Genomic DNA, 22,789 nt, shown 5'->3' on the forward strand with positions numbered 1-22,789 from the left:
CTACCGACTCCGCATGCTCCTCATCGGCGGAGGACTCACCCCATGACCCACGCTCAACTCCGAAGAGCCCCATGTCCACGCCCTACTCCGACCCGTACCCGCCGAGTCACGGTGGCCCCGCCGGCCAGTCCAGCCCCACCGGCACCGAGCCGGCAGGCGCGCCGAACCCGTTCTCCAAGGAGAGCGGATTCTTCTCCGCCCTGACCGACCTGCGCTTCACGAAATTCGTGACGCCCAAGGTCGTGTCGGTGGTCTACGTCCTCATGGCCGTCGCCATCGCCATCGGCCTGCTCATGTGGACCATCATCGCCTTCGCCACCATGGCCACCGGCGACGGGGAGGCCAGCGCGATCCTGATCGGCCTGGTGATGCTGGTGGCCGGTCCCATCGTGGCCCTGCTCTACCTGGTGCTGGCTCGTGTGTCCCTGGAGGGCATGGTGGCCGTCATCCGCATCGCCGAGGACGTGGCGGCCATCCGCCGCCGCTGAGACAGCCTGCCGCTGCGCCCTCGCCGGACCCCGGCGGGGGCGCAGTACGTTGGGGCCATGGAGCACCCTCGCCTCGGACACAGCGGCCTGCGCGTCTCGCGCCTCATCTACGGCAACTGGCTCACCCACGCCTCCCAGGTGGAGGCCGAGCGGGCCGAGGCCTGCGTGCGAGCCGCGCTGGACGCCGGCATCACGACCTTCGACACCGCCGACACCTACGCCAACACCGAGGCAGAGAAGGTGCTCGGCAAGGCCCTGGCGGGCGAGCGGCGCGAGGGCCTGGTGATCGCCACCAAGGTGTTCTGGCCCACCCGCCCCGACGGTGCCCCGCAGGACCAGGCCGGCCCCAACGACCACGGCCTGTCGCGCAAGCACGTGACGGAGTCCCTCCACGCCTCGCTGCGCCGGCTGGGCACCGACTACGTGGACCTCTACCAGTGCCACCGCTTCGACCACGACACCCCGCTGGAGGAGACGATGGAGGCCCTGGCCGACCTCGTGCACGCCGGCAAGGTGCACTACGTGGGAGCCAGCGAGTGGACCGCAGACCAGCTGCGCCGCGGCCACGCCCTGGCCCGCGAGCTGCGCATCCCGTTCGTCTCCAACCAGCCCCAGTACAACCTCCTGTGGCGCGTCATCGAGCCCGAGGTGGTGCCCACCTGCGCCGAGCTGGGGATCGGACAGGTGGTGTGGTCGCCCTTGGCCCAGGGCGTGCTCACCGGCAAGTACGCACCGGGACAGCCGCTGCCGGAGGGCAGCCGCGCCACGGACGCCGCCGGCGGCGCCGCGATGATGAAGCACCTGCTCAAGGACGAGCTCCTGGCGACGGTGGCCCGCCTCGCGGAGCTGGCGGACCAGGCCGGCGTGCCCCTGCACCACCTCGCCCTGAAGTGGGTGGTGGAGCAGCCCACCATCACCGCGGCGATCATCGGCGCCTCGCGGCCCGAGCAGGTGGCCGACAACGTGCGCGCGCTCGCGGTGGAGCTCGACCCCGCCCTCGTGGCGCAGGTCGACGAGGTGCTCGGCGACTCCGTGAAGCGCGACCCGTCGCTGACCCGCTCGCCCCACCGCATCGCGGAGTTCGGCTGATGCCGGGCGAGCCCACCGCCACCGGCCCGCTCCTGACCGCCGGCGAGCTGGCCACCCGCCTGCAGACCACCGCCCAGCACTCCGGTGCGGTGCCGGTGCTCCTCGACGTGCGCTGGGACCTCGGCGGCGGCGCGGATCCCGACGGCTTCGCAGCTGCCCACGTGCCGGGCGCCCTCTTCTGCGACCTCGAGGCCGTGCTCAGCGGCCCCGGCGCCCCGGACGGCACCGACGGCCGGCACCCGATCCCCCACCCGGGCGACGTGCGCACCTGGTTGCGCGCCCACCGCATCACGCCGGGCGACCCCGTGGTGGTGATGGACGGGGGCCACGGCGCCGGGGCCGCCCGCGGGTGGTGGGTGCTCCGCGATGCGGGGCAGCAGGACGTGCGCGTGCTCGACGGGGGCCTGCGGGCCTGGCGGGCGGCGGGTCTGCCGCTCGAGCAGGGGCCGGCCGCCGCCCCCGTCGCGACCGACGACCTGCCGGCACCCTCCGCGGAGTTCCGGGAGGCCCCCGGTGCCCTGCCCCGCGCCACCGCACCCCAGCTGCGCGGCGGCCTGCCCGCGGGCACGGTCGGTCTGGACGCCCGGCCGGCCGCCCGCTACCGCGGCGAGGAGCTCGGCCCCGACCCGGTGGGCGGCCACCTACCGGGCTTCCGCAGCCTGCCCGTCGCCGACCTCTACTCCGACGGCGTGCTGCGCGACCCCGAGGAGGTCCGCGCCCGGCTGGCCGATGCCGGCGTCGACGCCACGACGCCCGTGGTGGTCTCGTGCGGCTCGGGCATCACCGCCTGCCAGGTGGCGCTGGCCCACCAGCAGGTGTTCCCCGGGGCTCCGGAACCCGTGCTCTACCCGCCGTCGTTCAGCGGCTGGCTCGCTGGCTCGGCACCCGCTGGCCACCGGCGCCGAGCCGGGCACGATGCCGCCGGCCTGAGCCGGGGCCTCAGCCGCCGTCGACCGACAGCTCGGCGGCCCGCATCCGGGCGGCCCACTCGTCGCTCAGCTCGCGGCTGGCCAGCCAGTTCTCCGGCAGGGCCACCTGACGCTCCGAGCCCTTGCGCCCGCGCGGCCCATCGGCGGCCTCGGCCGGCCACTCCTGGTCGAGGTCGAGGGTGTCGATGAGCGCGTCCAGGTCGGCCAGCGAGTTCACCAGCCCCAGCTGCGAGCGCAGCTGGCCGCCCACCCGGAAGCCCTTGAGGTACCAGGTGATGTGCTTGCGGATGTCCCGGCAGGCGTGGTTCTCGTCCTCGTGGAAGTCCGCGAGGTACTCCGCGTGCCGGCGCAGGGTGGCGGTCACCTCGCGCAGGTCCGGGGTGACGCGGGCGTCGGACCCGGCGAAGGCCGCGGCGAGGTCGGTGAACAGCCACGGCCGCCCCAGACAGCCGCGGCCCACCACCACGCCGTCGCAGCCGGTCTGCTCCACCATCCGCAAAGCGTCCTCGGCCGACCAGATGTCGCCGTTGCCCAGCACCGGGATGGTGGTGACCTCCTGCTTGAGGCGGGCGATCTCCTCCCACCGCGCCTGCCCCGAGTAGGCCTGGCTGGCGGTGCGGGCATGGAGCGCGACGGCGGCGGCGCCCATGTCCTCGGCGATGCGGCCGGCCTCCAGGTGGGTGTGGTGGTCCTCGTCGATGCCGATACGCATCTTCACCGTCACCGGGATGCCGGCCTTCTCGGCCTCCTGGACCGCCGAGCGCACGATGTCGCGGAACAGTGTGCTCTTCCACGGGATGGCCGCGCCGCCGCCCTTGCGGGTCACCTTGGGCACGGGGCACCCGAAGTTCATGTCGATGTGGTCGGCCCGGTCGTGCTCCACGATGTCGCGGGCCGCGGCGCGCACCGTGGCCGGGTCCACGCCGTACAGCTGGATGGAGCGGGGGTCCTCCGCGGCGTCGAACTCCACGAGCTTCATGGTCACCGGGGTCCGCTCCACGAGCGCGCGGGTGGTGATCATCTCGGACACGTAGAGGCTCGAGGCACCGCTCGCGCCCCCGGCCGCCAGTCCCTCCGTGCCGTACTCGCGGCACAGGCGCCGGAACGCGCGGTTGGTGATGCCCGCCATCGGGGCCAGGACCACCGGGGAGTCGATGGTGAGCCGCCCGATGCGCAGCGGGGGCAGCACGGGCGTGCCCGGTGAGGCGGCGCCGGAGGGCACGTCGGGCAGAGCGGAGGGCGAGGCGGTGGCGGGGGTGCTGGTCATGACAGCCGATCATTCTCCCAGACCGCCGCCGGGCGGACGACCTCCCGCGCGACGGCCGCCAACCGCTCCCCCAGCAGGTCCAGCACGGCCGACTCGATGCGGGGCCGGTGCCACACCAGGGGCACATCGCGGTAGCCCGGCGCGATGCGCACCAGCTCCCCGGACTCGATCTGGTCGTGCATCCGCCCCTCGGGGACCAGCCCCCAGCCCAGACCCAGCAGCACCGCCTCCTCGAACTCGCGGTTGGCCGGTACGAAGGTGGTGGGCGGCCGCAGGTCGGTCTCCAGCAGGCGTGCCAGGTAGGCGTACTGCAGCAGGTCCTTGCGGTCGAAGGCGATGACGGGCGCCACCGCCATCGCCTCGGCGGTGGGCCCCTCGGGCAGGTGGCGCTCCACGTACCCCGGGGTGGCCAGCGGCAGGTAGCGGATGGTGCCCAGCGGCACCGCGGTGTGGCCCTGCACCGGGGTGGGGTCGGAACTCAGTGCGGCCACGACCCGACCCTGCCGCAGCAGGTCCACCGAGTGGGCGTCGTCCTCGCGGAAGAGCTCGAAGCTCACCGGCACCTCGCGTTCCACCTGGGCCATGGCCGGCAGCAGCACGAGGGCCAGGGCGTCCGCGCCGGTCGCGAGCGGTACCGAGAGCCGGGTGCGCGGGTGGGCCTCGGAGTCCAGGTGGTGCGAGGCCGTGAGCCGGGCCACCGCCTCGTCTCGCAGCAGCGACCACTGCAGCGCCAGGGCGAGCAGCACCTCGCCGTCGGGGGTGGGCCGCACCGGCTTGGTGCGGCTCACGAGCACGGCGCCCACCGCCTTCTCCAGGGCGCGCATCCGCTGGGACACCGCCGAGGGCGTGATGCTCAGCGCCTTGGCGGCCCGCTCGAAGGTCCCCTCGCGCACCGTCGCGCGCAGCGTCGTCAGTCCCACCGGGTCGAGCACGTCCATGAAGCAGATCTTAGGGTCGCTCAGGGATCATCAAGATTCTGATGCCTGCGCCGGGCGCGGTCGTTCCTACCCTGCAGCCATGGAGAACGTGAGCATCGTCGCCTCGGGCCTCGTGGCCGGCATCGGCCTCATCGCCGCGGTCGGCGCGCAGGGCGCCTACCTACTGCGCCGCGGCCTGATGCGCGAGCACGTGACCGCACTGGTGGTCTTCTGCGCCCTCTCGGACATCGTCATCATCGGCGCCAGCGTGCTGGGCATCGGCGCCGTCATCGAGCAGTTCCCCGCGGCGCTGGGCGTGGTGCGCTGGGTCGGGGCGGCCTTCCTCGTGGCCTTCGCGCTGGCCTGCTTCCGACGGGCCGCGCGCCCCTCCCCGATGGTGGGATCCGGTGGCAGCTCGGTGGGCCTGCGCCGCGCCCTGGCCACCATGGCCGCGTTCACCTGGCTCAACCCGCACCTGTGGCTGGACACCGTGCTGCTGGGAACGCTGGCCAACGGGTACGGCGCCGACGGGCGGTGGTTCTACTACGCCGGGCTGTGCACCGCCTCGGTCGTGTGGTTCACCGCGGTGGGCTACGGCAGCGCGCGCCTGGCGCCGGTGTTCGCCCGCCCCCGCTCCTGGCAGGTGCTCGACACCGTGGTCGGCACCCTGATGCTCGTGCTGGGGACCGGCCTGGTGCTCCAGTGATCGGCCTGGTCGCCTCCGGGTTCGCCACCGGCATCGGGCTCATCGCGGCGGTGGGCGCGCAGAACGCCTACCTGCTGCGCCGCGGCCTGCGCCGGGAGCACGTGCCGGCGCTCGTGGCCCTGTGCGCCGCCTCCGACATCGTGCTCATCGGCGCCGCCGTGCTGGGCGTCGGCGTGGTGCTCACCTGGTGGCCGCCGCTGCTGGAGCTGGTCCGCTGGGGCGGCGCGGCGTTCCTCGTGATCTACGGCCTGTCCTGCCTGCGGCGCGCGTGGAAGGGCGGCGAGTCCCTCGAGGCCGGGGCATCCGGCCCGTCGGTCAGCGTGCGCCGTGCGATGCTCACCATGGCCGGGTTCACCTGGCTCAACCCGCACCTGTACCTGGACATCACCATCCTGGGCGGCCTGGCCAACGGCCACGGGCAGACCGGCCGGTGGTGGTACTACCTCGGTCTGGTCACGGCCAGCGCCACCTGGTTCAGCCTCCTCGGCTTCGGGTCCGCGCGCCTGGCCCCGGTGTTCTCCCGCCCGCGGTCCTGGCAGGTGCTGGACACCCTCATCGGCGTGACGATGCTGGTCCTGGCCGCCGGCCTGGCGCTCCGCTGAGGCGAGGCCGGGGCACAGGCCGCCCGCCCCACCTCGCCCCCAACGCCCGCGGGCCCGCCCACCCACAGTGGTGGACGAGCCCGCGGGTCGTGGTGCTGGCCTCAGCAGCCGACCAGGCGCTGGGCGAGGTACCCGGTGACCTCGGCCAGCGGCACGCGCTCCTGCGACATCGTGTCGCGCTCACGGATGGTCACCGCCTGGTCCTCCAGGGTGTCGAAGTCGACCGTGACGCAGAACGGCGTGCCGATCTCGTCCTGGCGGCGGTAGCGGCGGCCGATGGCGCCGGCGTCGTCGAAGTCGACCTCCCAGTGCTGGCGCAGCTCGGCGGCCAGCTCCTTGGCGCGCGGGGTGAGCTGCTCGTTGCGGCTCAGCGGCAGCACGGCCACCTTGACCGGCGCCAGGCGCGGGTCGAGGCGCAGCACGACGCGCTTGTCGACACCACCCTTGGCGTTGGGCGCCTCGTCCTCGGTGTAGGCGTCGATGAGGAAGGCCATGAGCGCGCGGGTGAGGCCGAACGCCGGCTCGATGACGTAGGGCGTGTAGCGCTCGCCGGTGGCCTGGTTGAAGTAGGACAGGTCCTGGCCGGAGGCCTTGGCGTGCACCGAGAGGTCGAAGTCGGTGCGGTTGGCCACACCCATGAGCTCGCCGAACTCCGAGCCGGAGAAGCCGAAGCGGTACTCCAGGTCGATGGTGCGGTCGGAGTAGTGCGAGAGCTTCTCGGTGGGGTGCTCGTAGCGGCGGATGTTCTCCGGCGTGATGCCCAGGTCGGTGAACCACTTCTCGCAGACGTCGATCCACTCGTCGAAGTACTGCGGGGCCTCGGCCGGCGGCACGAAGTACTCGAGCTCCATCTGCTCGAACTCGCGGGTGCGGAAGATGAAGTTTCCGGGCGTGATCTCGTTGCGGAAGGACTTGCCCACCTGCGCGATGCCGAACGGCGGCTTCTTGCGGCTGGTGGTCATGACGTTGGCGAACTGCGTGAAGATGCCCTGCGCGGTCTCCGGGCGGAGGAAGTGCTTGCCGCTCTCGTCCTCGGTGACGCCCAGGTAGGTCTTGAGCAGGCCGGAGAACTGCTTGGGCTCGGTCCACGCACCCTTGGTGCCGCAGTTGGCGCAGGCGATCTCCTCGAAGGAGACCGAGTCGGGGTCCACCTCCTTGCCCTTGGCGGCGGCCTTCTCGGCCACGGCCTCCTGCAGGTGGTCGGCTCGGAAGCGCTTGTGGCAGGACAGGCACTCCACGAGCGGGTCGGTGAAGGTGGCCACGTGGCCGGAGGCCTCCCACACCGCCGGGGGCAGGATCACCGCGGAGTCCAGGCCGACCACGTCGTCGCGCATCTGCACCATCGTGCGCCACCACTGGCGCTTGATGTTCTCCTTGAGCGCCACGCCGAGGGGACCGTAGTCCCAGGCCGAGCGGGTCCCTCCGTAGATCTCGCCGGTGGGGAACACGAATCCACGGCGCTTGCAGAGGGAGACGACGGTGTCGACGGTGGAGGTCTTCTTGGCCATGGGCACAGGGTACGGGTCCCCGATTTGACGATCATTCTCGCCTCCCTGAGAATGATTGTCATGCCCTCCCACACCCTCAGCCCCCGCCGGCGTGCCCTGCGCGCGGGCAGCATCGCCCTGACCGCCACCCTGACCCTCGCCGCGTGCGGGGGCACCGACGAGGGCGGCGGCTCGGCCGACGAGGGGAAGGTGCAGGTCGCCAGCGGGTTCTTCCCGCTCAGCGAGCTGGCCCGCGCCGTCGGCGGCGACCACGTGGAGGTCACCCAGGTGACCCCGGACGGCAGCGACCCCCACCACCTCGAGATGACCCCGCAGGCCACCGGCCGGCTGCAGGAGGCCGACCTGGTGCTGCACCTGCGCACGATGCAGCCGGCGCTCGACGCCGCCGTGGAGGCCGTGGCCGCCGACCGCGCGTGGGACGCCGGCGAGGCCGTCGACCTCGAGGCCGGGCCCCGCACCGGGAAGGCCGAGGAGTCTGGCCACGAGGGGCACGACCACGCGGCCGAGGCCGAGGCCGGCCACGACGGGCACGACCACGGTGGCGTGGACCCGCACTTCTGGCTCGACCCCGTCGCCTTCGGCGAGGCCGCCACCTCCCTGGGCGACGCGCTCGCCGAGCGCGACCCCGAACACGCCGAGGACTACCGCCGCAACGCCCAGGAGTACGTGCACCAGCTGGAGGAGCTCGACGACGACCTGGCCCAGCAGCTCGGTCACTGCCGCAGCACCGACCTGGTGGTGGGCCACGAGGCCTACGCGTGGTTCGGCGCCCGCTACGGCTTCCACCAGCTGGGCGTGGCCGGCCTGTCCAACGAGGCCGAGGTCTCCCCCGCCCGTCTGGCCGAGCTCACCGACACCATCAAGAAGTCCGGGGTGAGCACCATCTACGCCGAGCCGCTGGCCCCTCGCGACAACGCCCGCACCCTGGCCGACGAGACCGGCACGACGGTGGAGGTCCTCGACCCCGCCGCGGGCCTCACGGACTCCTCGGCCGCCCGCGACTACCTGGGGATCATGCGCCACAACGGCGAGGTGCTGCACACCGGTCAGGGCTGCGAGTGAGCGACGCCCTCGTCCTGCAGGAGGTCGTCTACGGCTACGACGGGCACCCTGCGGTGGGCCCGGTCTCGGCCACCGTCCCGGCCGGCCAGAGCGTGGCCATCACCGGGCCCAACGGCGCGGGCAAGTCGACCCTGGTGACCGGCCTGCTCGGCCTCACCGACCAGCTCTCCGGACGGGCCGAGCTGCTCGGCACCCCCCTGCGCCGCCTGCGCGACCGCACCCGCATCGGGTACGTGCCCCAGCACCACTCCGTGACAGGGGCCCTGCACGCCACCGTGGGCGAGGTCATCCTGGCCGGGCGCGTGGCCGCCCTGCCGTGGTGGCGCCACCCCGGCCGCTCCGACCGTGAGCTGGCCCGCCGCGCCGCCGCCGACGTGGGGCTGGAGGACCGCCTCCACCACAATCTGGCCGACCTCTCCGGCGGGCAGCGGCGTCGCGCCCTGCTGGCCCGCGCCATCGTGTCGCGCCCCGCCCTGCTGGTGCTCGACGAGCCCACCGCGGGCGTGGACCTGGCCAACCAGGAGCTGCTGGCCGTGCTCCTGCGCCGCCTGGCCGACGACGGCTTGACCATGCTCGTGATCACCCACGAGCTCGACCCCATCGCCTCGGCGCTGGACCGCGTGCTCACCCTGACCGGGGGCCGCCTCACCGACGACCGCATGCTGGAGGTGCACCGTGGCTGAGATGCTGCAGTTCGATTTCATGCAGCGGGCCCTGCTGGCCGCGCTGCTCGTGGGGGCCGTGGCCCCGATGGTGGGCATCTTCGTGGTGCAGCGGGGGCTCAGCCTCATCGGCGACGCCTTGGGCCACGTGGCCCTGGCCGGCGTGGCCGTGGGCGTGGTGATGCAGGCGCAGCCGGTCTGGACCGCGCTGGCGGTGGCGGTGCTGGCGGCGGTGGTCATCGAGGCCCTGCGTGCCCGCGGCGGCACCGCCAGCGACGTCGCCCTGGCACTGATGTTCCACACCGGCATCGCGCTGGGCGTGGTGCTCATCAGCACCTCCCCGGGCACGGCCAACCTGGAGAACTACCTGTTCGGTGCCATCACCACCACCAGCTCGGCCGACCTGCGCCTGTTCGTGGTGCTCGGCGTGGTGGTCGCGGTGGCCACCACCCTGCTGCGCCCGCGCCTGTTCGCCGTGGCCCAGGACGAGGTGTACAGCCGCTCCCAGGGGCTCCCCGTGACGGCCCTGAACATGCTGCTCTCCGCGCTGGTGGCGGTCACCATCGTCATGTCGATGCGGGTGGTGGGCCTGCTGCTCATCTCCGCGCTGATGATCGTGCCCATCGCGACCTCGCAGTTGCTCACCCGCAGCTTCGCCGCCGCGTGGTGGGTGGCCATGGTGCTGGGGGCGCTCTCCGGCGTCGGGGGCGTCGTGGTCAGCTACACCTACGACCTGCCCTCGGGCGGCACCATCGTGCTGCTGGCTGTGGCGGTGTACGCCCTGGCCGTGCTGGGCACCTGGGTGGCCCGCCGGGTCCGGGTCGGACGCCACCGCCGGGCCTCGCTCGCCGAGCACCACGCCCACGAGCACCACCCCGACTGCGAGCACCCCGCAGTCCCCCACGGCGACCACCTCGACTACCTCCACGGGGACCACCTGCACCATCCCCACGAGGGTCACTACGATGAGCGGCCGCTGGACGCCTCGGCGCCGGCACCACGTCCATGACCCCGTCCCTCTCGCAGGAGCACCGGTGACCACGAACCGTCCCCGCCGGACCCGTCAGCAGTCCGCCGTGCTCGAGGCCCTGGGCTCCCGCACGGACTTCGTGGCCGCCCAGGAGCTGCACGTGGCCATGGCCCGCGCCGGGCACAAGGTGGCGCTGGCCACGGTCTACCGTGCCCTGCAGTCCTTCGACGAGGCCGGCGAGGTGGACACCCTCGTGACCGAGGGCGGCGAGACGCTCTACCGCGCCTGCCGCACCACCGCGCACCACCACCACCTGGTCTGCCGCGAGTGCGGCGACACCGTCGAGATCGACGGGCCGGCCGTGGAGCAGTGGTCCGAGCAGATCGCGGCCCAGCACGGGTTCTCCGAGGTGAGCCACACCGTGGAGCTCTACGGGCGCTGCTCCGCCTGCTCCTGAGGCCGGTCCACCGCGCCGCCGAACCGGCGGTCGCGCCCGGCGTAGCGCTCCAGGGCCGCCCACAGGTGGCGGCGGTCGAAGTCCGGCCACAGCGTGTCCGGGAAGTCCATCTCGGCGTACGCGCTCTGCCAGAGCAGGAAGTTGCTCGTGCGCTGCTCGCCGGAGGAGCGCAGGAAGAGGTCCACGTCCGGCATCGAGGGCTCGTAGAGGTGGCGGGCGACGGTGGCCGCCGTGATGCCGCCGGGGCGCAGCCGACCGGCCTCGACCTCGCGGGCGATGGCGCGCACCCCGTCCACGATCTCTGCGCGCCCGCCGTAGTTGACGCAGAAGTACAGGGTGAGCCGGTCGTTGTGCCGGGTCATCTCCTCGGCGGCCTCGAGCTCCTTGATGACGCCGCGCCACAGCCGCGGCCGGCGGCCCACCCAGCGCATGCGCACGCCCCAGGCGTCCAGCTGGTCGCGGCGGCGGCGGATGACCTGGCGGTTGAAGCCCATGAGGAAGCGGACCTCCTCGGGCGAGCGGCGCCAGTTCTCCGTGGAGAAGGCGTACGCCGAGAGGTGCGGCACCCCGGCCTCCAGGGCGCCGGCCACCACGTCGAGCAGCGCCCCCTCCCCCGCCTCGTGGCCGGCGGTCCGCGGCAGGCCGCGCTCGTTGGCCCACCGGCCGTTGCCGTCCATGACCACGGCCACGTGCTGGGGCAGCTCGTCGGGGGCCAGCTGCGGCGGGCGGGCCCCGGAGGGGTGCGGGAAGGGCGGCTCGTGGGTCATGTCACTGTCCCGTCGTCTCGGCGGATGGTGCGGCGTGCTCGGTCGGCTGCACGGGGCCCGGCCCGGTGAGCACGAGGTCGGGGTCCAGGTGGCGCACCGACCGCACCTGCCGATCGGTGTGCCACTGCAGGTGCGCGGTGACCAGCTCCTGCACCTCGCGGCGCCGGGAGGCGGCCCCCTCGGTCCCCAGGACCTCGCGCACGGTACTCCAGTGCGACTCCCCCAGGGCGTCCAGCAGGCGGATGCTGTCGGGGTGCGGCGCCCAGGCGCCGGCCCGCCGGCAGGAGGGGCAGACCACACCCCCCGCGGCAACGTGCACCCCGCGGTGGGGGCCGGGCGCACCGCAGGCGGCGCAGTCGCGCGTGGCCATGGGCCAGCCGGCCACCGCCATGGCACGCAGCAGGTAGGCGTCCATGAGCACGTCCGCCGGCCACTGCCCGGCCGCGAGGGCCGAGAGGGCCCCGGCGAGCAGCCGGAACTGCGGCGGGTTGGGCTCTCCCTCGTCCAGCAGGCTGTCGGCGGTCTCGCACATCACCTGGGCGCACACCCACCCCGCGTAGTCGCGGGAGATCGCCTCGCCGTAGGTGGCCATGGACTCGGCCTGGGTGATGGTGTCCAGGCTGCGCCCCTCGTAGCACTGGACGTCCACCACCATCGCGGGCTCGAGGCGGGCCCCGAAGCGCGACCGGGTGCGGCGCACCCCCTTGGCCACGGCACGCACCTTGCCGCGCTGGTGCCCCAGCATCGTGACGATGCGGTCGGCCTCCCCCAGCGGGTGGGTGCGCAGCACGATGGCGGCGTCGCGGTAGAGGGGCATCCCCCGATTGTGCCGTGGCCCGGCGGTGGTGCAGGCACCGGGACCGGTCCGGGCCCGGCGGTGGGCTGGCGAGCGTCAGGCGGTGTCCCACCAGGTGGCCGCGGCGACAGCGGCCGCGACCAGTCCGCCCAGCACCACCTGGGCCACGCTGTGTCGCCCGCGCCGCACCCGCGCCCACGCGACGACGGGGACCAGCAACCCCAGCACCACACCGCAGAGGTGGGTGCCGGTGACCCACAGGGCCACCGCTCCGCCGGCCACCACACCGGTGTGGAAGGAGACCTTGTGCACCACGGTGACCAGGGCCAGCACCAGCAGGGCGGCCAGCGTCGCCGCGAGCACACGGACCAGCGCGGCCGGGGCACCGGCCAGGTGCAGCAGGGCGAGCCCGACGGCCACACTCACCACCGCCGCAGCCAGGGGGACCAGGCGCTGCTCCCGCCGCACGATGTGCGCGTCGGCCACCCGCCCGGCTCGCCGCAGCAGGCGGACCACACCCAGGGGCACGAGCACCACAGGTGGGTCGAGGGGCGGGGCACCTTCGCATGGTCGGGGATTGGCGACCTCGCGGCTGGCTCAGGTGTTCTATCCTGGTGGCATGTCTGTACGCACGCTTGCCGTGGCCCCCGGGCAGGGGTCGCTCCTCGACCAGGTGGACGACCTGGGCCTGCGCCCCCTGGGCCGGGCCGTGACGCGCCGCGTCCTCGACCACGGGGCCTGGGTCGACGTGCGGCCCGGCTGGGTGACCGGTTCCCGGACGCTGCTGGAACACCTGCTGGACGCCGTGCCGTGGCAGGCCGAGCGGCGCCGCATGTACGACCGCGTGGTGGACACCCCACGCCTGCTGCGCTTCTACGCCGAGCACGAGCCGCTCCCCCACCCGCTGCTCGTCGCGGCGCGTGAGGCCCTCGACGCCCACTACGCCGCGGAGCCGGCCGCGGAGCCGTTCGCGACCGCGGGCCTGTGCCTCTACCGCGACGAGCACGACTCCGTGGCCTGGCACGGCGACCGCATCGGCCGCGGGGCCACGCACGACACGATGGTGGCCATCGTCTCGGTGGGCGCGCCACGGCGGCTGCTCCTGCGCCCGCGCGGCGGCGGGGCCTCGCTCACCCTGCCCGTCGGCCACGGCGACCTCGTGGTCATGGGTGGCTCCTGCCAGCGCACCCGGGAGCACGCCGTGCCCAAGGAGCGGCACCCCACCGGGCCGCGCGTCAGCATCCAGCTCCGGCCGCGCGGGGTGCGCTGAGCCGGCCCCGCCCCGAGAGGACGGTGGCCGGCCCGGCGGGGCGGGTCAGAAACCCAGGCGCTGCAGCTGCTTGGGGTCGCGCTGCCAGTCCTTGGCCACCTTCACGTGCAGGTCCAGGTGCACGCGCTGGCCGAGCAGCTGCTCGATCTGCTCGCGGGCCGTGGTGCCCACCTCGCGCAGCCGCGACCCACCGCGGCCGATGATGATCGCCTTCTGGCTGGGGCGCTCCACGAAGACGTTGACGCGCACGTCCATGAGCGGCTTGTCCACCGGGCGGTCCTCGCGCGGCAGCATCTCCTCCACCACCACGGCCAGGCTGTGCGGCAGCTCGTCGCGCACACCCTCCAGGGCCGCCTCGCGCACCAGCTCGGCCACCATGACGTCGGTGGGTTCGTCGGTGAGCACGTCGTCGGGGTACAGCGGCGGGGAGAGCGGCATCCGGTCGCCGATGAGCTCGCGCACCAGGTCGAGCTGCTCCCCGTTGACCGCCGAGCAGGGCACGATCTCGTCGAAGTCGCCCATCTGGTCGATGGCGATGAGGTGCTCGGCCAACTGGTCCCGGGAGACCAGGTCGGCCTTGGTGGCAATGGCGATCACCGGTGTCCGCCGGCCGCGGCGCACCTCGTCGAGCTCGGCCGCGATGAACTTGTCACCGGGCCCGGGTTTCTGGTCGGCGGGCATGCAGAAGCCGATGACGTCCACGTCCAGCAGCGTCTCGCGCACCACGTCGTTGAGCCGCTCGCCCAGCAGGGTGCGGGGCTTGTGGAGGCCGGGGGTGTCCACCACCACCAGCTGCCGCTTCGCGTCACTGAGGATGCCGCGCACCGTGTGCCGCGTGGTCTGCGGCTTGTTGGAGGTGATGGCCACCTTCTGCCCCACCAGGGCGTTGGTCAGCGTGGACTTGCCGGCGTTCGGTCGGCCGACGAAGCACACGAAGCCCGCCCGGTAGTCCTCGGGGAAGTCGGGCGTGATCGTCATGGGTGCTCCTTGGCAGGCGGGGTGTCGGGGTCCATCATGCCCGGGCCCGCGGGCTCCGGGTCGAGCTCCGCGCCGGCGGGGTGGGCACCGGAGCCGGGGTCACCGGGCAGGTCGTCCCGGGCCTCCTCGGCGTCGCTGGCGTGGCCGACCCACTCGGCGATGACGGTGGCCACGCGGTGCCGACGGCCCGAGAGGCGCTCGGCGGTGAGGCGGATGCCGGCCACGTCGCCGGTGGAGCCCACGATCGGCACGCGGTCGGTCAGCTTGGCCAGCAGCCCGCCGACGGTCTCCACGTCCTCGGTGACCTCCTCGGAGAAGGACACCTCGAAGAGCTCGGCGAGGTCGTCCACGTCCATCGAGGCCGCGACGCGCCAGGTGCCGTCCTCGAGCTGCGTGGACTCCACGCTCTCGCGGTCGTGCTCGTCGGTGATCTCCCCGACGATCTCCTCGAGGATGTCCTCGATCGACAGGATGCCGGCGGTGCCGCCGTACTCGTCGACGACCACCACCAGGTGCGTCTGGGAGACCTGCATCTCGCGCAGCAGCGCGTCCACGCCCTTGCTGTCGGGCACGAAGGTCGCCTCGCGCATCACCTCGGCGGCGGTGACCTCCTCGCGGGCGGACGGGTCGGCGTTCACCCGCCGCACCACGTCCTTGAAGTGCACGATGCCGAGCACGTCGTCAGTGCCCCCCTCGCCCACCACGGGGATGCGACTGAAGCCCGACCGCAGCGCCAGGCTCATCACCTTGCGCAGCTGCTTGTGGCCCTCGATGACCACCATGTCCGTGCGGGGCACGAGCACGCGCCGCGCGGTGGTGTCACCGAGCTCGAAGATGGAGTGGATCATCTCCCGCTCCCCGGCCTCGATGACGGCGCTCTCGCCGGCCATGTCGACCATGTCGCGGAACTCGGCCTCGTTCTCGAAGGGGCCCTCGGCGAAGCCCTTGCCCGGGGTCACGGCGTTGCCCACCACGATCAGCGTCTTGGACAGCGGACCGAGCAGGTCGCGGGCGCGCGCCACGGCCGGGGCGGCGCGCAGGGCGATCGCCTCGGCGTTCTGACGCCCCAGCGTGCGCGGGGAGACCCCGAGCACCACGTAGGACACCACCGTCACCACCGCGATGGCCACGGGGAGCTCCCACCCGGTGGCCAACCAGCGGTCGATGGCCACGGTGAACAGCACCGCCACGGCGCACTCCCCCAGCACGCGCAGGAAGGTGACCACGGACATGTGGGCAGCCGTGTCGTCCAGGATGCGGGCCAACGCGTCACCGCCGCGGCGGCCCTCCTGGGCCAGGGCCTCGGCGTGGCGCTTGCTCACGCGCTGCAGGGCCGTCTCGGCCATGGTCATGAGGTGGGTGAGGGCCACCAGCACCACGGCGGCCACCACCAACCACACGGTCACGAACGGTCCCCCGCACTGCCGGGGCGCGGGGCGGCGGTGGTGCTGCGGCCGGTGAGGGCCAGGTAGGAGGCGAGCAGCTCGGCCTGGAGGGCGAACATCTCGCGCTCCTCCTCGGGCTCGGCGTGGTCGTGGCCCAGCAGGTGCAGCACGCCGTGCACGGTGAGCATGAGCAGCTCGTCGCCCACGGGGTGGCCGAGCTTCTCCGCCTGCGCGGCGGCCACCTGGGGGCACAGGACGATGTCGCCGAGCACCCCAGGCTCGGACGGGCGCTCGGGTGTCCCGGGGCGCAACTCGTCCATGGGGAAGCTCATGACGTCGGTGGGGCCGGCGAGGTCCATCCACTGCTCGTGGAGCACCTCGATGGCGGCGGGCTCCACGAACCGGATGCACAACTCGGCGGCCGGGTGCACGTGCAGGGCGTCCATGGCGTGCTGGGCCGCGGCCTGCACGTCGGCGGGGTCGCAGCGGGGGTCGTCCTCGACGAGCACCTCGATGGTCATGCGCGGTCCCCGCCGGCCGGGCGCTCGGCGCGGCCGCCCGGTCGGCCACCGCGGCCGGACTGGGTGGCGTCCCACGCCCCGTAGGCCTCCACAATGCGGGAGACCAGCCGGTGGCGCACCACGTCCACGGCTGTCAGGTGCGAGAAGTGCACGTCCTCCACCCCGGTGAGGATCTCCTCGACCACCGCCAGGCCGGAGCGGGTGCCACCGGGCAGGTCGACCTGCGTGGTGTCGCCGGTGATCACCATCGTGGAGCCGAAGCCCAGGCGGGTGAGGAACATCTTCATCTGCTCCGGAGAGGTGTTCTGCGCCTCGTCGAGGATGATGAACGCGTCGTTGAGGGTGCGCCCGCGCATGTACGCCAGCGGGGCCACCTCGATGGTGCCGCTGGCCATGAGCCGCGGGATGGAGTCGGGGTCGACCATGTCGTGCAGCGCGTCGTAGAGCGGCCGCAGGTAGGGGTCGATCTTCTCGTTGAGGGAGCCGGGCAGGAAGCCCAGTCGCTCGCCGGCCTCCACGGCGGGGCGCGTGAGGATGATGCGGCTGACCTCCTTGGCCTGCAGGGCCGCCACGGCCTTGGCCATGGCCAGGTAGGTCTTGCCGGTACCGGCCGGGCCGATGCCGAAGACCACCGTGTGCTCGTCGATCGCGTCGACGTACTGCTTCTGGCCGAGCGTCTTGGGCCGGATGGTCTTGCCGCGGTTGCTGATGATGTTCTGCGTCAGCACGTCGGCGGGCCGCTCGGCGGTGCGCGCCCGGAGCATGCCGATGGAACGCTCCACCGCGTCGGCGGTCAGGGCGTGCCCGCCCTGCACCATGACCAGCAGCTCCTCCACGAGCCGCTCGGCGAGCGAGACCTCCTGCACCGGACCGGCGAGGTGCAGCTCGTCACCGCGGGCCAGCAGGTCCACGTCGGGGAAGGCGCGTTCGATGGTGCGCAGCAACTGGTCCTGGGGCCCCCAGAGGGAGACCAGGGAGACCCCCTCGGGGAGGGTCACCACCGAACTGGTGCGCTGGGGGCCGGCCGCGGGGGTGTTCTGAGTCATCGTGGCCTCGAGTCTAGGCGGTGCCCCCGACGACCGAGCAGGTCACCGGGAGAGGTCGGCCTGCTCGGGCGCCACCGGCCGCGAGCCGGTGACCAGGCGGTGCACCAGCCACACACCCAGGAAGAGCGGCAGGCCCAGGTAGGTGGTCAGCAGGCCGAGCAGGCTCTCGGTGCCGAAGCCGTCGACGCGGATGTCGTCGAAGATGGTCCATCCCTGGCCCACGACCACCACGGCGCACATCGCCAGGGCCACCAGCGGGCCCACCGGGAAGGCCCAGGCGCGGTACGGCAGGTCGCGGGGGTCGCCGCCCTGCGCCACGTAGGCGCGGCGGAAGCGGTAGTGGCACCAGGCGATGCCCATCCAGGTGATGAAGCCGGCCAGACCCGAGGCGCTCACGAGCCAGGTGTAGGCCTGCCCCTCGCCCACGAGGCTGGTGAGGAAGCACAGGGCGCCCACGGCGGCGGTCACCAGCAGGGCGGCCACCGGCACGCCACGGCGGTTCACGCCGCCGAGGAAGGACGGGGCCTTCCCGGAACGCGCCAGGCCGTAGAGCATGCGGGTGGAGGAGTACATCCCGGCGTTGCCCGCCGAGAGGATGGCCACGAGGATCACCGCGTTCATGATGTCGCCGGCGTAGGGGATGCCGGCCTCGCCGAAGACGAGGGTGAACGGCGCGATGGAGATGTCCTCGCTCTCGCTGGCGTTGAGCAGGCGGGCGTCGTCGTAGGGCAGCAGGAAGCCGATGACCGCGATGGCGCCGATGTAGAAGAGCATGATGCGGAAGAAGACCGAGCGGATGGCCTTGGGGATGGTCTTCTCCGGCTCGTCGGCCTCACCGGCGGCCACACCGACCATCTCGGTGCCCTGGAACGAGAACCCGGCGATCATGAAGATGCTCAGCATGCCGGCCAGGCCGCCCACGAAGGGGGCCTCGCCCCGGGTCCAGTTGCTGGTGCCCGGGGAGCCGTCGCCCAGCACGCCGGCGATCATGAGCACGCCCACCACGAGGAACACCAGCACGGCGATGACCTTGATGGACGAGAAGAGGAACTCCCCCTCACCGAAGGCTCGCACGGTGACGATGTTGAGCAGCAGCAGCACCCCGAGGAAGGCCGCCGACCAGATCCACCCCGGCACGTCGGGGAACCAGTAGCCCATGACCATCTCGGCGGCCACCAGCTCCACGGCCACGGTGATGGCCCAGTTGAACCAGTAGTTCCACCCGGTGGCGAAGCCGAACGAGGGGCTCACGAAGCGTGTGCCGTAGGCCTCGAAGGAGCTGGCCAGAGGCAGGTAGGTGGCCATCTCGCCCAGGCTCTGCATGAGCAGGAAGACCATGACGCCGATGGCCGCGTAGGCCAGCAGGGCGCCCCCGGGCCCGGCCGTGCTGATGGTGGCGCCCGAGGCCACGAACAGTCCGGTGCCGATGGCGCCACCCAGCGCGATCATGTTGAGGTGGCGCGCGCTCAGCTTGCGCTGGAGCTGCTCCTCGGCCCGCCCGTCGGTGACGGCGGGTTCGGTGGGTGGGGCGACGGTGGCCATGGGGGTCCTTGCGGGGAGGGGGGTCATGGGTGGCCGGAACCTAGCACGCGCCCAGCCGATTTCCCGGGGGTTCCGGCGAGTGGGCCGGCAACGGGAAGGCCTGCGGCCCGGCGGGCGGTTCACCGCAGGCCTTCCCGTCAGCCCGGCCTCTGGGGCATGACGCAGGTCACCTCAGCCGGGCGGCCACTGCAGCTGGCGCCCCCCGATGACGTGCAGGTGCACGTGGTCGACCGACTGCTGCCCGTGCTCACCGGTGTTGGCCACCACGCGGTAGCCGTCCTCGGCGAGCCCCTCCTGCTCGGCCACCTTGGCCACGGTCTGCAGCAGGTCGGTGGCGGCGGCCGGGTCGTCCACGGCCACGGCGGCGAGATTGCGGTGGTGGTCGCGCGGCACCACCAGCACGTGGGTGGGGGCCTGCGGGTCGATGTCGCGGAAGGCCAGCGAGCGGTCGGACTCCACGACGACGTCACCGGGGACCTCCCCGACGACGATCTTGCAGAACAGGCAGTCGGTGCTCATGCGCGTCACCCTAGCCCCGGCAGCCGGCGTCGGCCTGCCGTCGGCCCTGCGTAGCATGCCGTGCATGGACCCCCGGAACGCCCTGCAGTCGGCCCTGGCCGCCGGCGACTCGCTGCGGGCTCGTCAGCTGCTCGCGGATGCGGGCCCGGACGGGCGCGAGGCCCTGTGGTCGGTCCTGGCGTCGGCCGCGAGCGGCGGCTCGACCAGCGGCCGGGAGCTCCTGCTCGAGCAGCTCTCCGCCTCCGGCGTGGTCCACAGGTTCGTCGCCTCCCGCCTGCTCGACGAGGCCTCGGTCGACGACGTGGTCCAGGAGACCCTGATCTCCGTGGCCAACTCGGTGGACTCGTTCAGGGGCGGGGCGGCCGTCACCACCTGGGTGGCCTCCATCGCCCACCGGCGGGTCGTCGACCACCTGCGTCGCCGGCGCGAGGCCGTGCAGCTGCCGGCGGACGTGGCCTCCCCGGGAGCCCGGCTCAGCTCGCAGGTCGCCACCCGCGAAGCCCTCGACGGTGCGCTCCGCGAGCTTCCCCCGCCCTACCGCGAGGTGGTCGTGCTCCGCGAGGTGCGGGGCCTCAGCTACGCCGAGATCGCCGACCACCTCGAGCGCCCCCTCGGCACGGTCAAGGCTCAGGTGGCGCGAGGTCGGGCGCTGGCCGCCCATGCCCTCCACGAGGGGCAGGTCCACCGGTGAGCCGTCACCGGGTGGGCCGCCTCCACCTCCAGGAGGTGCTGGGGGTGGGCTCCTTCGCCACGGTGCACCGTGCCCACGACCCGGTGCTGGACGACACCGTGGTGGTCAAGGTGCTGGCCGAGAACCACAGCCTCAACCCCGACGTCCGGGAGCGCTTCATCACCGAGGGGCGGCTCCAGCGACGGATCCGCAGCGAGCACGTGGTCGGCGTGCACGACCTCGGGGAGACCGACCACCAGCAGCCGTACCTCGTGCTCGAGGAGGCCGACCGGGGCAGTCTGGGCGCCCGGGTCGAGGCGCGAGGGCGAGCCGGGTGGAGCGCCTCGACCGACGACCTGCTGGTGGTGGCCCGCGACCTGGCGGCCGCCCTCGGGGCCGTCCACGCCGCGCGGGTGGTGCACCGCGACCTCAGTCCGGCCAACGTGCTGCTGCGCTCGTGGCCGGCGGACCGGCCCGGGGCGGGGGCACGGCACCGCCAGGGCCCGCCCCGCGCCACGCTGCTGGAGCCCGACGAGCGCCTGCTCCTGTCCGACCTCGGCCTGTGCAAGGACCTGGCGGTCAACTCCGGCCTCACCGTGGGCGTGGGAACCCGGGGGTTCCGCGCCCCGGAGATGGACGCCCCGGCGGGGGTGGTGGACCACCGCACGGACCTCTGGTCCCTCTCAGCCCTGGTCACGTGGGTGGCGGGCGACGCCGAGCTGCCGCAGCCCGTCGTCGCCGCCCTGCGCCGGGGGTGCGCAACCGACCCCGACGACCGTCCGGCTGACGTGCAGGAGTGGCTGCGGGAGCTCGAGACCGCCCTCGCGCCCCGCACGACGCCCTCCCCCACCCCACCCGCACCCGAGGGTGCCAGCCGCCGGGAGCTGCTGCGCGGGCTGGTCCCGGCGGGAGCCGGGGTCGTGGGGGCCGTGGCCGGCGCCGTGCTGTGGCCGCGCCTCACACAGCCCGGGGACACCCACGGGGCCGCGCGCGTGGAGGTCTCCGGCCCCGCGGAGGTGGCGGTCGGTGAGCGGGCCGCGTTCGTCCTCGACCACTCCGACGTCACCTCGTGGGTGTGGGAGCTGCCCGACGGCCGCTTCGTCAGCGGCCGTCGCAGGGTGGTGCTCACCCCCCGGGGTGCCGGACGCGCGCGGGTGGTGGTGAGGGCCACCACCACCGACGGAGCACCGCTCGTGACCACGCACCACCTGCGCGTGACCCCCTGAGCCCCTCCCCCCCGGGGTGGCAGTGGCGCGACGGGGGTCCCACCCCGGGCGGAGATCCGGGCAGCGTGCAACCTTTCCCCGTGAGCACACGACCAACGGGCACACACCCCCTCGGGGGACCCACCACGAAGGAGACCCGCCATGCGTTCCGCAGCTACCCGTTCACTCACCGCCCTGGCCCTCGTCGGGGCCCTGGGCCTGGGCGCCTGCAGCCCCGATGCCACCTTCACCAGCGGCGAGGAGGAGCGCACCACCGCTGCCGCCGCGGAGCCCGACGAGACCACCGACACCGGGGAGGAGGACTCCGAGGGGACCGAGCCGCCCGAGACCAGCTCGACCACCGGCGAGGAGTCCTCGGACGCCGGGGACGCACAGTCCCCCGACGCCTCGGAGGAGGGAGGACCCACGGCGAACACCAGCCACGCACCGGGGCTCACCGCCGAGGAGATCGGCGAGCCCCTCGTCACGCGTGCCCGTCCGCTCGAGCAGGAGGGCAGCGAGCTGCTGGTCTCCCTCCACTCGCTGGAGCGGCAGGGCAAGACCGTGACGGCCACCTACGGCTTCCAGCTCAAGAGCGACGCGGAGCACGGCGCCGAGGCCGAGAGCCTCTACAACTTGGCCGGCACCTGGTACCCCTACCTGGTGGACACCAAGAACCTGCGCAAGCACCGCGTGCTCCAGGACGAACACAACAACCAGCAGGCGATGCCGAGCGTCAACGACATCGACGTGAGCACCGACGGCATCACCTACGTGAGCGTCGTCTTCGCCGCACCGCCCGAGGACGTCGAGACCATGACGGTGCACCTGATGGGTGGTGTGGCGGACGCGACGGAGGTGGAGCTCCGATGACCTCCCGCCTCCTGACCGGCCTGGCCCTCACCACGGCGGCAGCCCTCCCTGTGGCGCTCGCTCCCGCCCTCGCCGCACCCCACGTCGCACAGGCGCCGACGGAGTGGTCCGACGCACAGCTCAGGAAGAGCATCATCCAGCTGGAGCCGGCCGTCACCCAGCTCGAGGACTCTGTCGAGCCGCTGGACGACCACACCACCGACGGGGCCGAGGAGGTCATCTCCCTGGACACCGACGTGCTCTTCGCCTACGGCAAGGCGAACCTGCCGGCGACCTTCGCCGACCGGGCCGCGGAGCTGGTGACCGACGTGCCGAAGGGCGCCACGGTCGAGGTGGGCGGCCACACCGACTCGATCGGCGCGGACGACTTCAACCAGAAGCTGTCCGAGCGCCGTGCCGATGCCGTGGCCAAGGCCCTCAAGGCGGCCCGACCCGACCTCTCACTCGAGGTGGAGGGGTACGGTGAGAAGCAGCCCGTGGCCCCCAACGAGTCCGCCGGCAAGGACGACCCGGAGGGCCGGGCCAAGAACCGCCGCGTGGAGATCCGCTACGGCCACTGA

Annotated in this window: 25 protein-coding genes and 1 pseudogene; 14 read left to right on the forward strand and 12 right to left on the reverse strand. The window is 73.2% G+C overall.

Annotated features, from left to right (window positions below):
• Positions 1-71 precede the first annotated feature (71 nt).
• The 3 genes and pseudogenes from ACFFHC_RS01715 to ACFFHC_RS01725 all read left to right on the forward strand — a co-directional run.
• Positions 72-488 carry a DUF4282 domain-containing protein gene (locus ACFFHC_RS01715; protein WP_101849455.1) on the forward strand — a complete coding sequence of 139 codons (417 nt, stop codon included), beginning with the start codon at positions 72-74 and terminating at the stop codon, positions 486-488.
• 57 nt (positions 489-545) lie between these two features.
• Complete coding sequence (locus ACFFHC_RS01720) at positions 546-1,577, forward strand: aldo/keto reductase family protein (RefSeq protein ID WP_070705200.1); 1,032 nt, start codon at positions 546-548, stop codon at positions 1,575-1,577.
• Positions 1,577-1,987: pseudogene (locus tag ACFFHC_RS01725) on the forward strand (sulfurtransferase); the annotation flags it as partial. The gene ACFFHC_RS01720 and the pseudogene ACFFHC_RS01725, both read left to right, overlap by 1 nt.
• A 529-nt stretch (positions 1,988-2,516) precedes the next feature.
• On the opposite strand, the gene dusB reads toward ACFFHC_RS01725, so the two are convergent.
• Both dusB and ACFFHC_RS01735 read right to left on the reverse strand, forming a co-directional pair.
• Positions 2,517-3,773: a tRNA dihydrouridine synthase DusB gene (dusB, locus tag ACFFHC_RS01730; protein WP_141494475.1), complete on the reverse strand. Its 1,257-nt coding sequence runs from the start codon at positions 3,771-3,773 to the stop codon at positions 2,517-2,519.
• Positions 3,770-4,711 carry an ArgP/LysG family DNA-binding transcriptional regulator gene (locus ACFFHC_RS01735; RefSeq protein WP_070705352.1) on the reverse strand — a complete coding sequence of 314 codons (942 nt, stop codon included), beginning with the start codon at positions 4,709-4,711 and terminating at the stop codon, positions 3,770-3,772. The genes dusB and ACFFHC_RS01735 overlap by 4 nt, the downstream gene beginning before the upstream one ends.
• A gap of 79 nt (positions 4,712-4,790) precedes the next feature.
• Here ACFFHC_RS01735 and ACFFHC_RS01740 point away from each other — a divergent pair, with 79 nt between their 5' ends.
• Positions 4,791-5,396 (forward strand): LysE/ArgO family amino acid transporter, encoded by a 606-nt coding sequence (locus tag ACFFHC_RS01740; RefSeq protein WP_379802591.1) that lies wholly within the window; start codon positions 4,791-4,793, stop codon positions 5,394-5,396.
• Entirely contained in the window at positions 5,393-5,998 is a 606-nt protein-coding gene (locus ACFFHC_RS01745) for a LysE/ArgO family amino acid transporter (RefSeq protein ID WP_070705351.1), read from the forward strand. The genes ACFFHC_RS01740 and ACFFHC_RS01745 overlap by 4 nt, the downstream gene beginning before the upstream one ends.
• A gap of 101 nt (positions 5,999-6,099) precedes the next feature.
• On the opposite strand, the gene ACFFHC_RS01750 is transcribed toward ACFFHC_RS01745, so the two are convergent.
• Positions 6,100-7,506 (reverse strand): glycine--tRNA ligase, encoded by a 1,407-nt coding sequence (locus tag ACFFHC_RS01750; RefSeq protein ID WP_070705350.1) that lies wholly within the window; start codon positions 7,504-7,506, stop codon positions 6,100-6,102.
• Positions 7,507-7,566: 60 nt separating this feature from the next.
• On the opposite strand from ACFFHC_RS01750, the gene ACFFHC_RS01755 reads away from it, so the two are divergent.
• The 4 genes from ACFFHC_RS01755 to ACFFHC_RS01770 are packed head-to-tail and all read left to right on the forward strand — an operon-like array spanning position 7,567 to position 10,657.
• The gene (locus ACFFHC_RS01755) at positions 7,567-8,568 is read left to right on the forward strand and encodes a metal ABC transporter substrate-binding protein (protein WP_070705349.1); all 1,002 of its coding nucleotides are present in this window, start codon (positions 7,567-7,569) and stop codon (positions 8,566-8,568) included.
• On the forward strand, positions 8,565-9,251 hold the full coding sequence (locus tag ACFFHC_RS01760) for a metal ABC transporter ATP-binding protein (protein ID WP_070705348.1): 687 nt from the start codon (positions 8,565-8,567) through the stop codon (positions 9,249-9,251). Before ACFFHC_RS01755 ends, ACFFHC_RS01760 begins: the two co-directional genes overlap by 4 nt.
• A 1-nt stretch (position 9,252) precedes the next feature.
• Positions 9,253-10,239 (forward strand): metal ABC transporter permease, encoded by a 987-nt coding sequence (locus ACFFHC_RS01765; RefSeq protein WP_331250703.1) that lies wholly within the window; start codon positions 9,253-9,255, stop codon positions 10,237-10,239.
• 25 nt (positions 10,240-10,264) lie between these two features.
• Positions 10,265-10,657: a Fur family transcriptional regulator gene (locus tag ACFFHC_RS01770; protein ID WP_070705346.1), complete on the forward strand. Its 393-nt coding sequence runs from the start codon at positions 10,265-10,267 to the stop codon at positions 10,655-10,657.
• Here the strand turns inward: ACFFHC_RS01770 and ACFFHC_RS01775 are convergent.
• From ACFFHC_RS01775 to ACFFHC_RS01785, 3 genes are all read right to left on the reverse strand, one after another.
• Positions 10,630-11,424 carry an isoprenyl transferase gene (locus tag ACFFHC_RS01775; protein WP_070705345.1) on the reverse strand — a complete coding sequence of 265 codons (795 nt, stop codon included), beginning with the start codon at positions 11,422-11,424 and terminating at the stop codon, positions 10,630-10,632. The two genes, ACFFHC_RS01770 and ACFFHC_RS01775, sit on opposite strands and share 28 nt — an antisense overlap.
• A 1-nt stretch (position 11,425) precedes the next feature.
• Positions 11,426-12,241, reverse strand: coding sequence for a DNA repair protein RecO (gene recO, locus ACFFHC_RS01780; RefSeq protein ID WP_070705344.1), 816 nt, complete (start codon positions 12,239-12,241; stop codon positions 11,426-11,428).
• A 75-nt stretch (positions 12,242-12,316) separates the two neighbouring features.
• Positions 12,317-12,754, reverse strand: a complete 438-nt coding sequence (locus ACFFHC_RS01785) for a hypothetical protein (protein ID WP_379802592.1) — start codon at positions 12,752-12,754, stop codon at positions 12,317-12,319.
• 85 nt (positions 12,755-12,839) lie between these two features.
• Between ACFFHC_RS01785 and ACFFHC_RS01790 the strand changes: the two genes are divergently transcribed.
• Positions 12,840-13,490 carry an alpha-ketoglutarate-dependent dioxygenase AlkB gene (locus tag ACFFHC_RS01790; RefSeq protein WP_379802593.1) on the forward strand — a complete coding sequence of 217 codons (651 nt, stop codon included), beginning with the start codon at positions 12,840-12,842 and terminating at the stop codon, positions 13,488-13,490.
• A gap of 45 nt (positions 13,491-13,535) precedes the next feature.
• On the opposite strand, the gene era is transcribed toward ACFFHC_RS01790, so the two are convergent.
• The 6 genes from era to ACFFHC_RS01820 all read right to left on the reverse strand — a co-directional run bounded on the left by era (position 13,536) and on the right by ACFFHC_RS01820 (position 19,481).
• Positions 13,536-14,468, reverse strand: coding sequence for a GTPase Era (era, locus tag ACFFHC_RS01795; protein WP_070705341.1), 933 nt, complete (start codon positions 14,466-14,468; stop codon positions 13,536-13,538).
• Positions 14,465-15,874, reverse strand: coding sequence for a hemolysin family protein (locus tag ACFFHC_RS01800; protein ID WP_083323590.1), 1,410 nt, complete (start codon positions 15,872-15,874; stop codon positions 14,465-14,467). Before ACFFHC_RS01800 ends, era begins: the two co-directional genes overlap by 4 nt.
• Positions 15,871-16,374 (reverse strand): rRNA maturation RNase YbeY, encoded by a 504-nt coding sequence (gene ybeY, locus ACFFHC_RS01805; RefSeq protein WP_070705340.1) that lies wholly within the window; start codon positions 16,372-16,374, stop codon positions 15,871-15,873. The genes ACFFHC_RS01800 and ybeY overlap by 4 nt, the downstream gene beginning before the upstream one ends.
• On the reverse strand, positions 16,371-17,420 hold the full coding sequence (locus ACFFHC_RS01810) for a PhoH family protein (protein WP_070705339.1): 1,050 nt from the start codon (positions 17,418-17,420) through the stop codon (positions 16,371-16,373). The genes ybeY and ACFFHC_RS01810 overlap by 4 nt, the downstream gene beginning before the upstream one ends.
• A gap of 42 nt (positions 17,421-17,462) precedes the next feature.
• Complete coding sequence (locus tag ACFFHC_RS01815) at positions 17,463-18,962, reverse strand: amino acid permease (protein WP_070705338.1); 1,500 nt, start codon at positions 18,960-18,962, stop codon at positions 17,463-17,465.
• Between the two features lie 171 nt (positions 18,963-19,133).
• A complete protein-coding gene (locus ACFFHC_RS01820; RefSeq protein ID WP_070705337.1) occupies positions 19,134-19,481 on the reverse strand; it encodes a histidine triad nucleotide-binding protein in 348 nt (115 codons plus the stop codon).
• 64 nt (positions 19,482-19,545) lie between these two features.
• Here ACFFHC_RS01820 and ACFFHC_RS01825 point away from each other — a divergent pair, with 64 nt between their 5' ends.
• From ACFFHC_RS01825 to ACFFHC_RS01840, 4 genes are all read left to right on the forward strand, one after another.
• Complete coding sequence (locus tag ACFFHC_RS01825) at positions 19,546-20,172, forward strand: RNA polymerase sigma factor (RefSeq protein ID WP_168168476.1); 627 nt, start codon at positions 19,546-19,548, stop codon at positions 20,170-20,172.
• Entirely contained in the window at positions 20,169-21,377 is a 1,209-nt protein-coding gene (locus tag ACFFHC_RS01830) for a protein kinase domain-containing protein (RefSeq protein WP_379802594.1), read from the forward strand. Before ACFFHC_RS01825 ends, ACFFHC_RS01830 begins: the two co-directional genes overlap by 4 nt.
• A gap of 141 nt (positions 21,378-21,518) precedes the next feature.
• Positions 21,519-22,229 (forward strand): hypothetical protein, encoded by a 711-nt coding sequence (locus ACFFHC_RS01835; protein WP_070703201.1) that lies wholly within the window; start codon positions 21,519-21,521, stop codon positions 22,227-22,229.
• The gene (locus tag ACFFHC_RS01840) at positions 22,226-22,789 is read left to right on the forward strand and encodes an OmpA family protein (protein WP_070703200.1); all 564 of its coding nucleotides are present in this window, start codon (positions 22,226-22,228) and stop codon (positions 22,787-22,789) included. Before ACFFHC_RS01835 ends, ACFFHC_RS01840 begins: the two co-directional genes overlap by 4 nt.

It is taken from the genome of Kytococcus schroeteri, assembly GCF_042433515.1.
Lineage (GTDB): Bacteria > Actinomycetota > Actinomycetes > Actinomycetales > Dermatophilaceae > Kytococcus > Kytococcus schroeteri.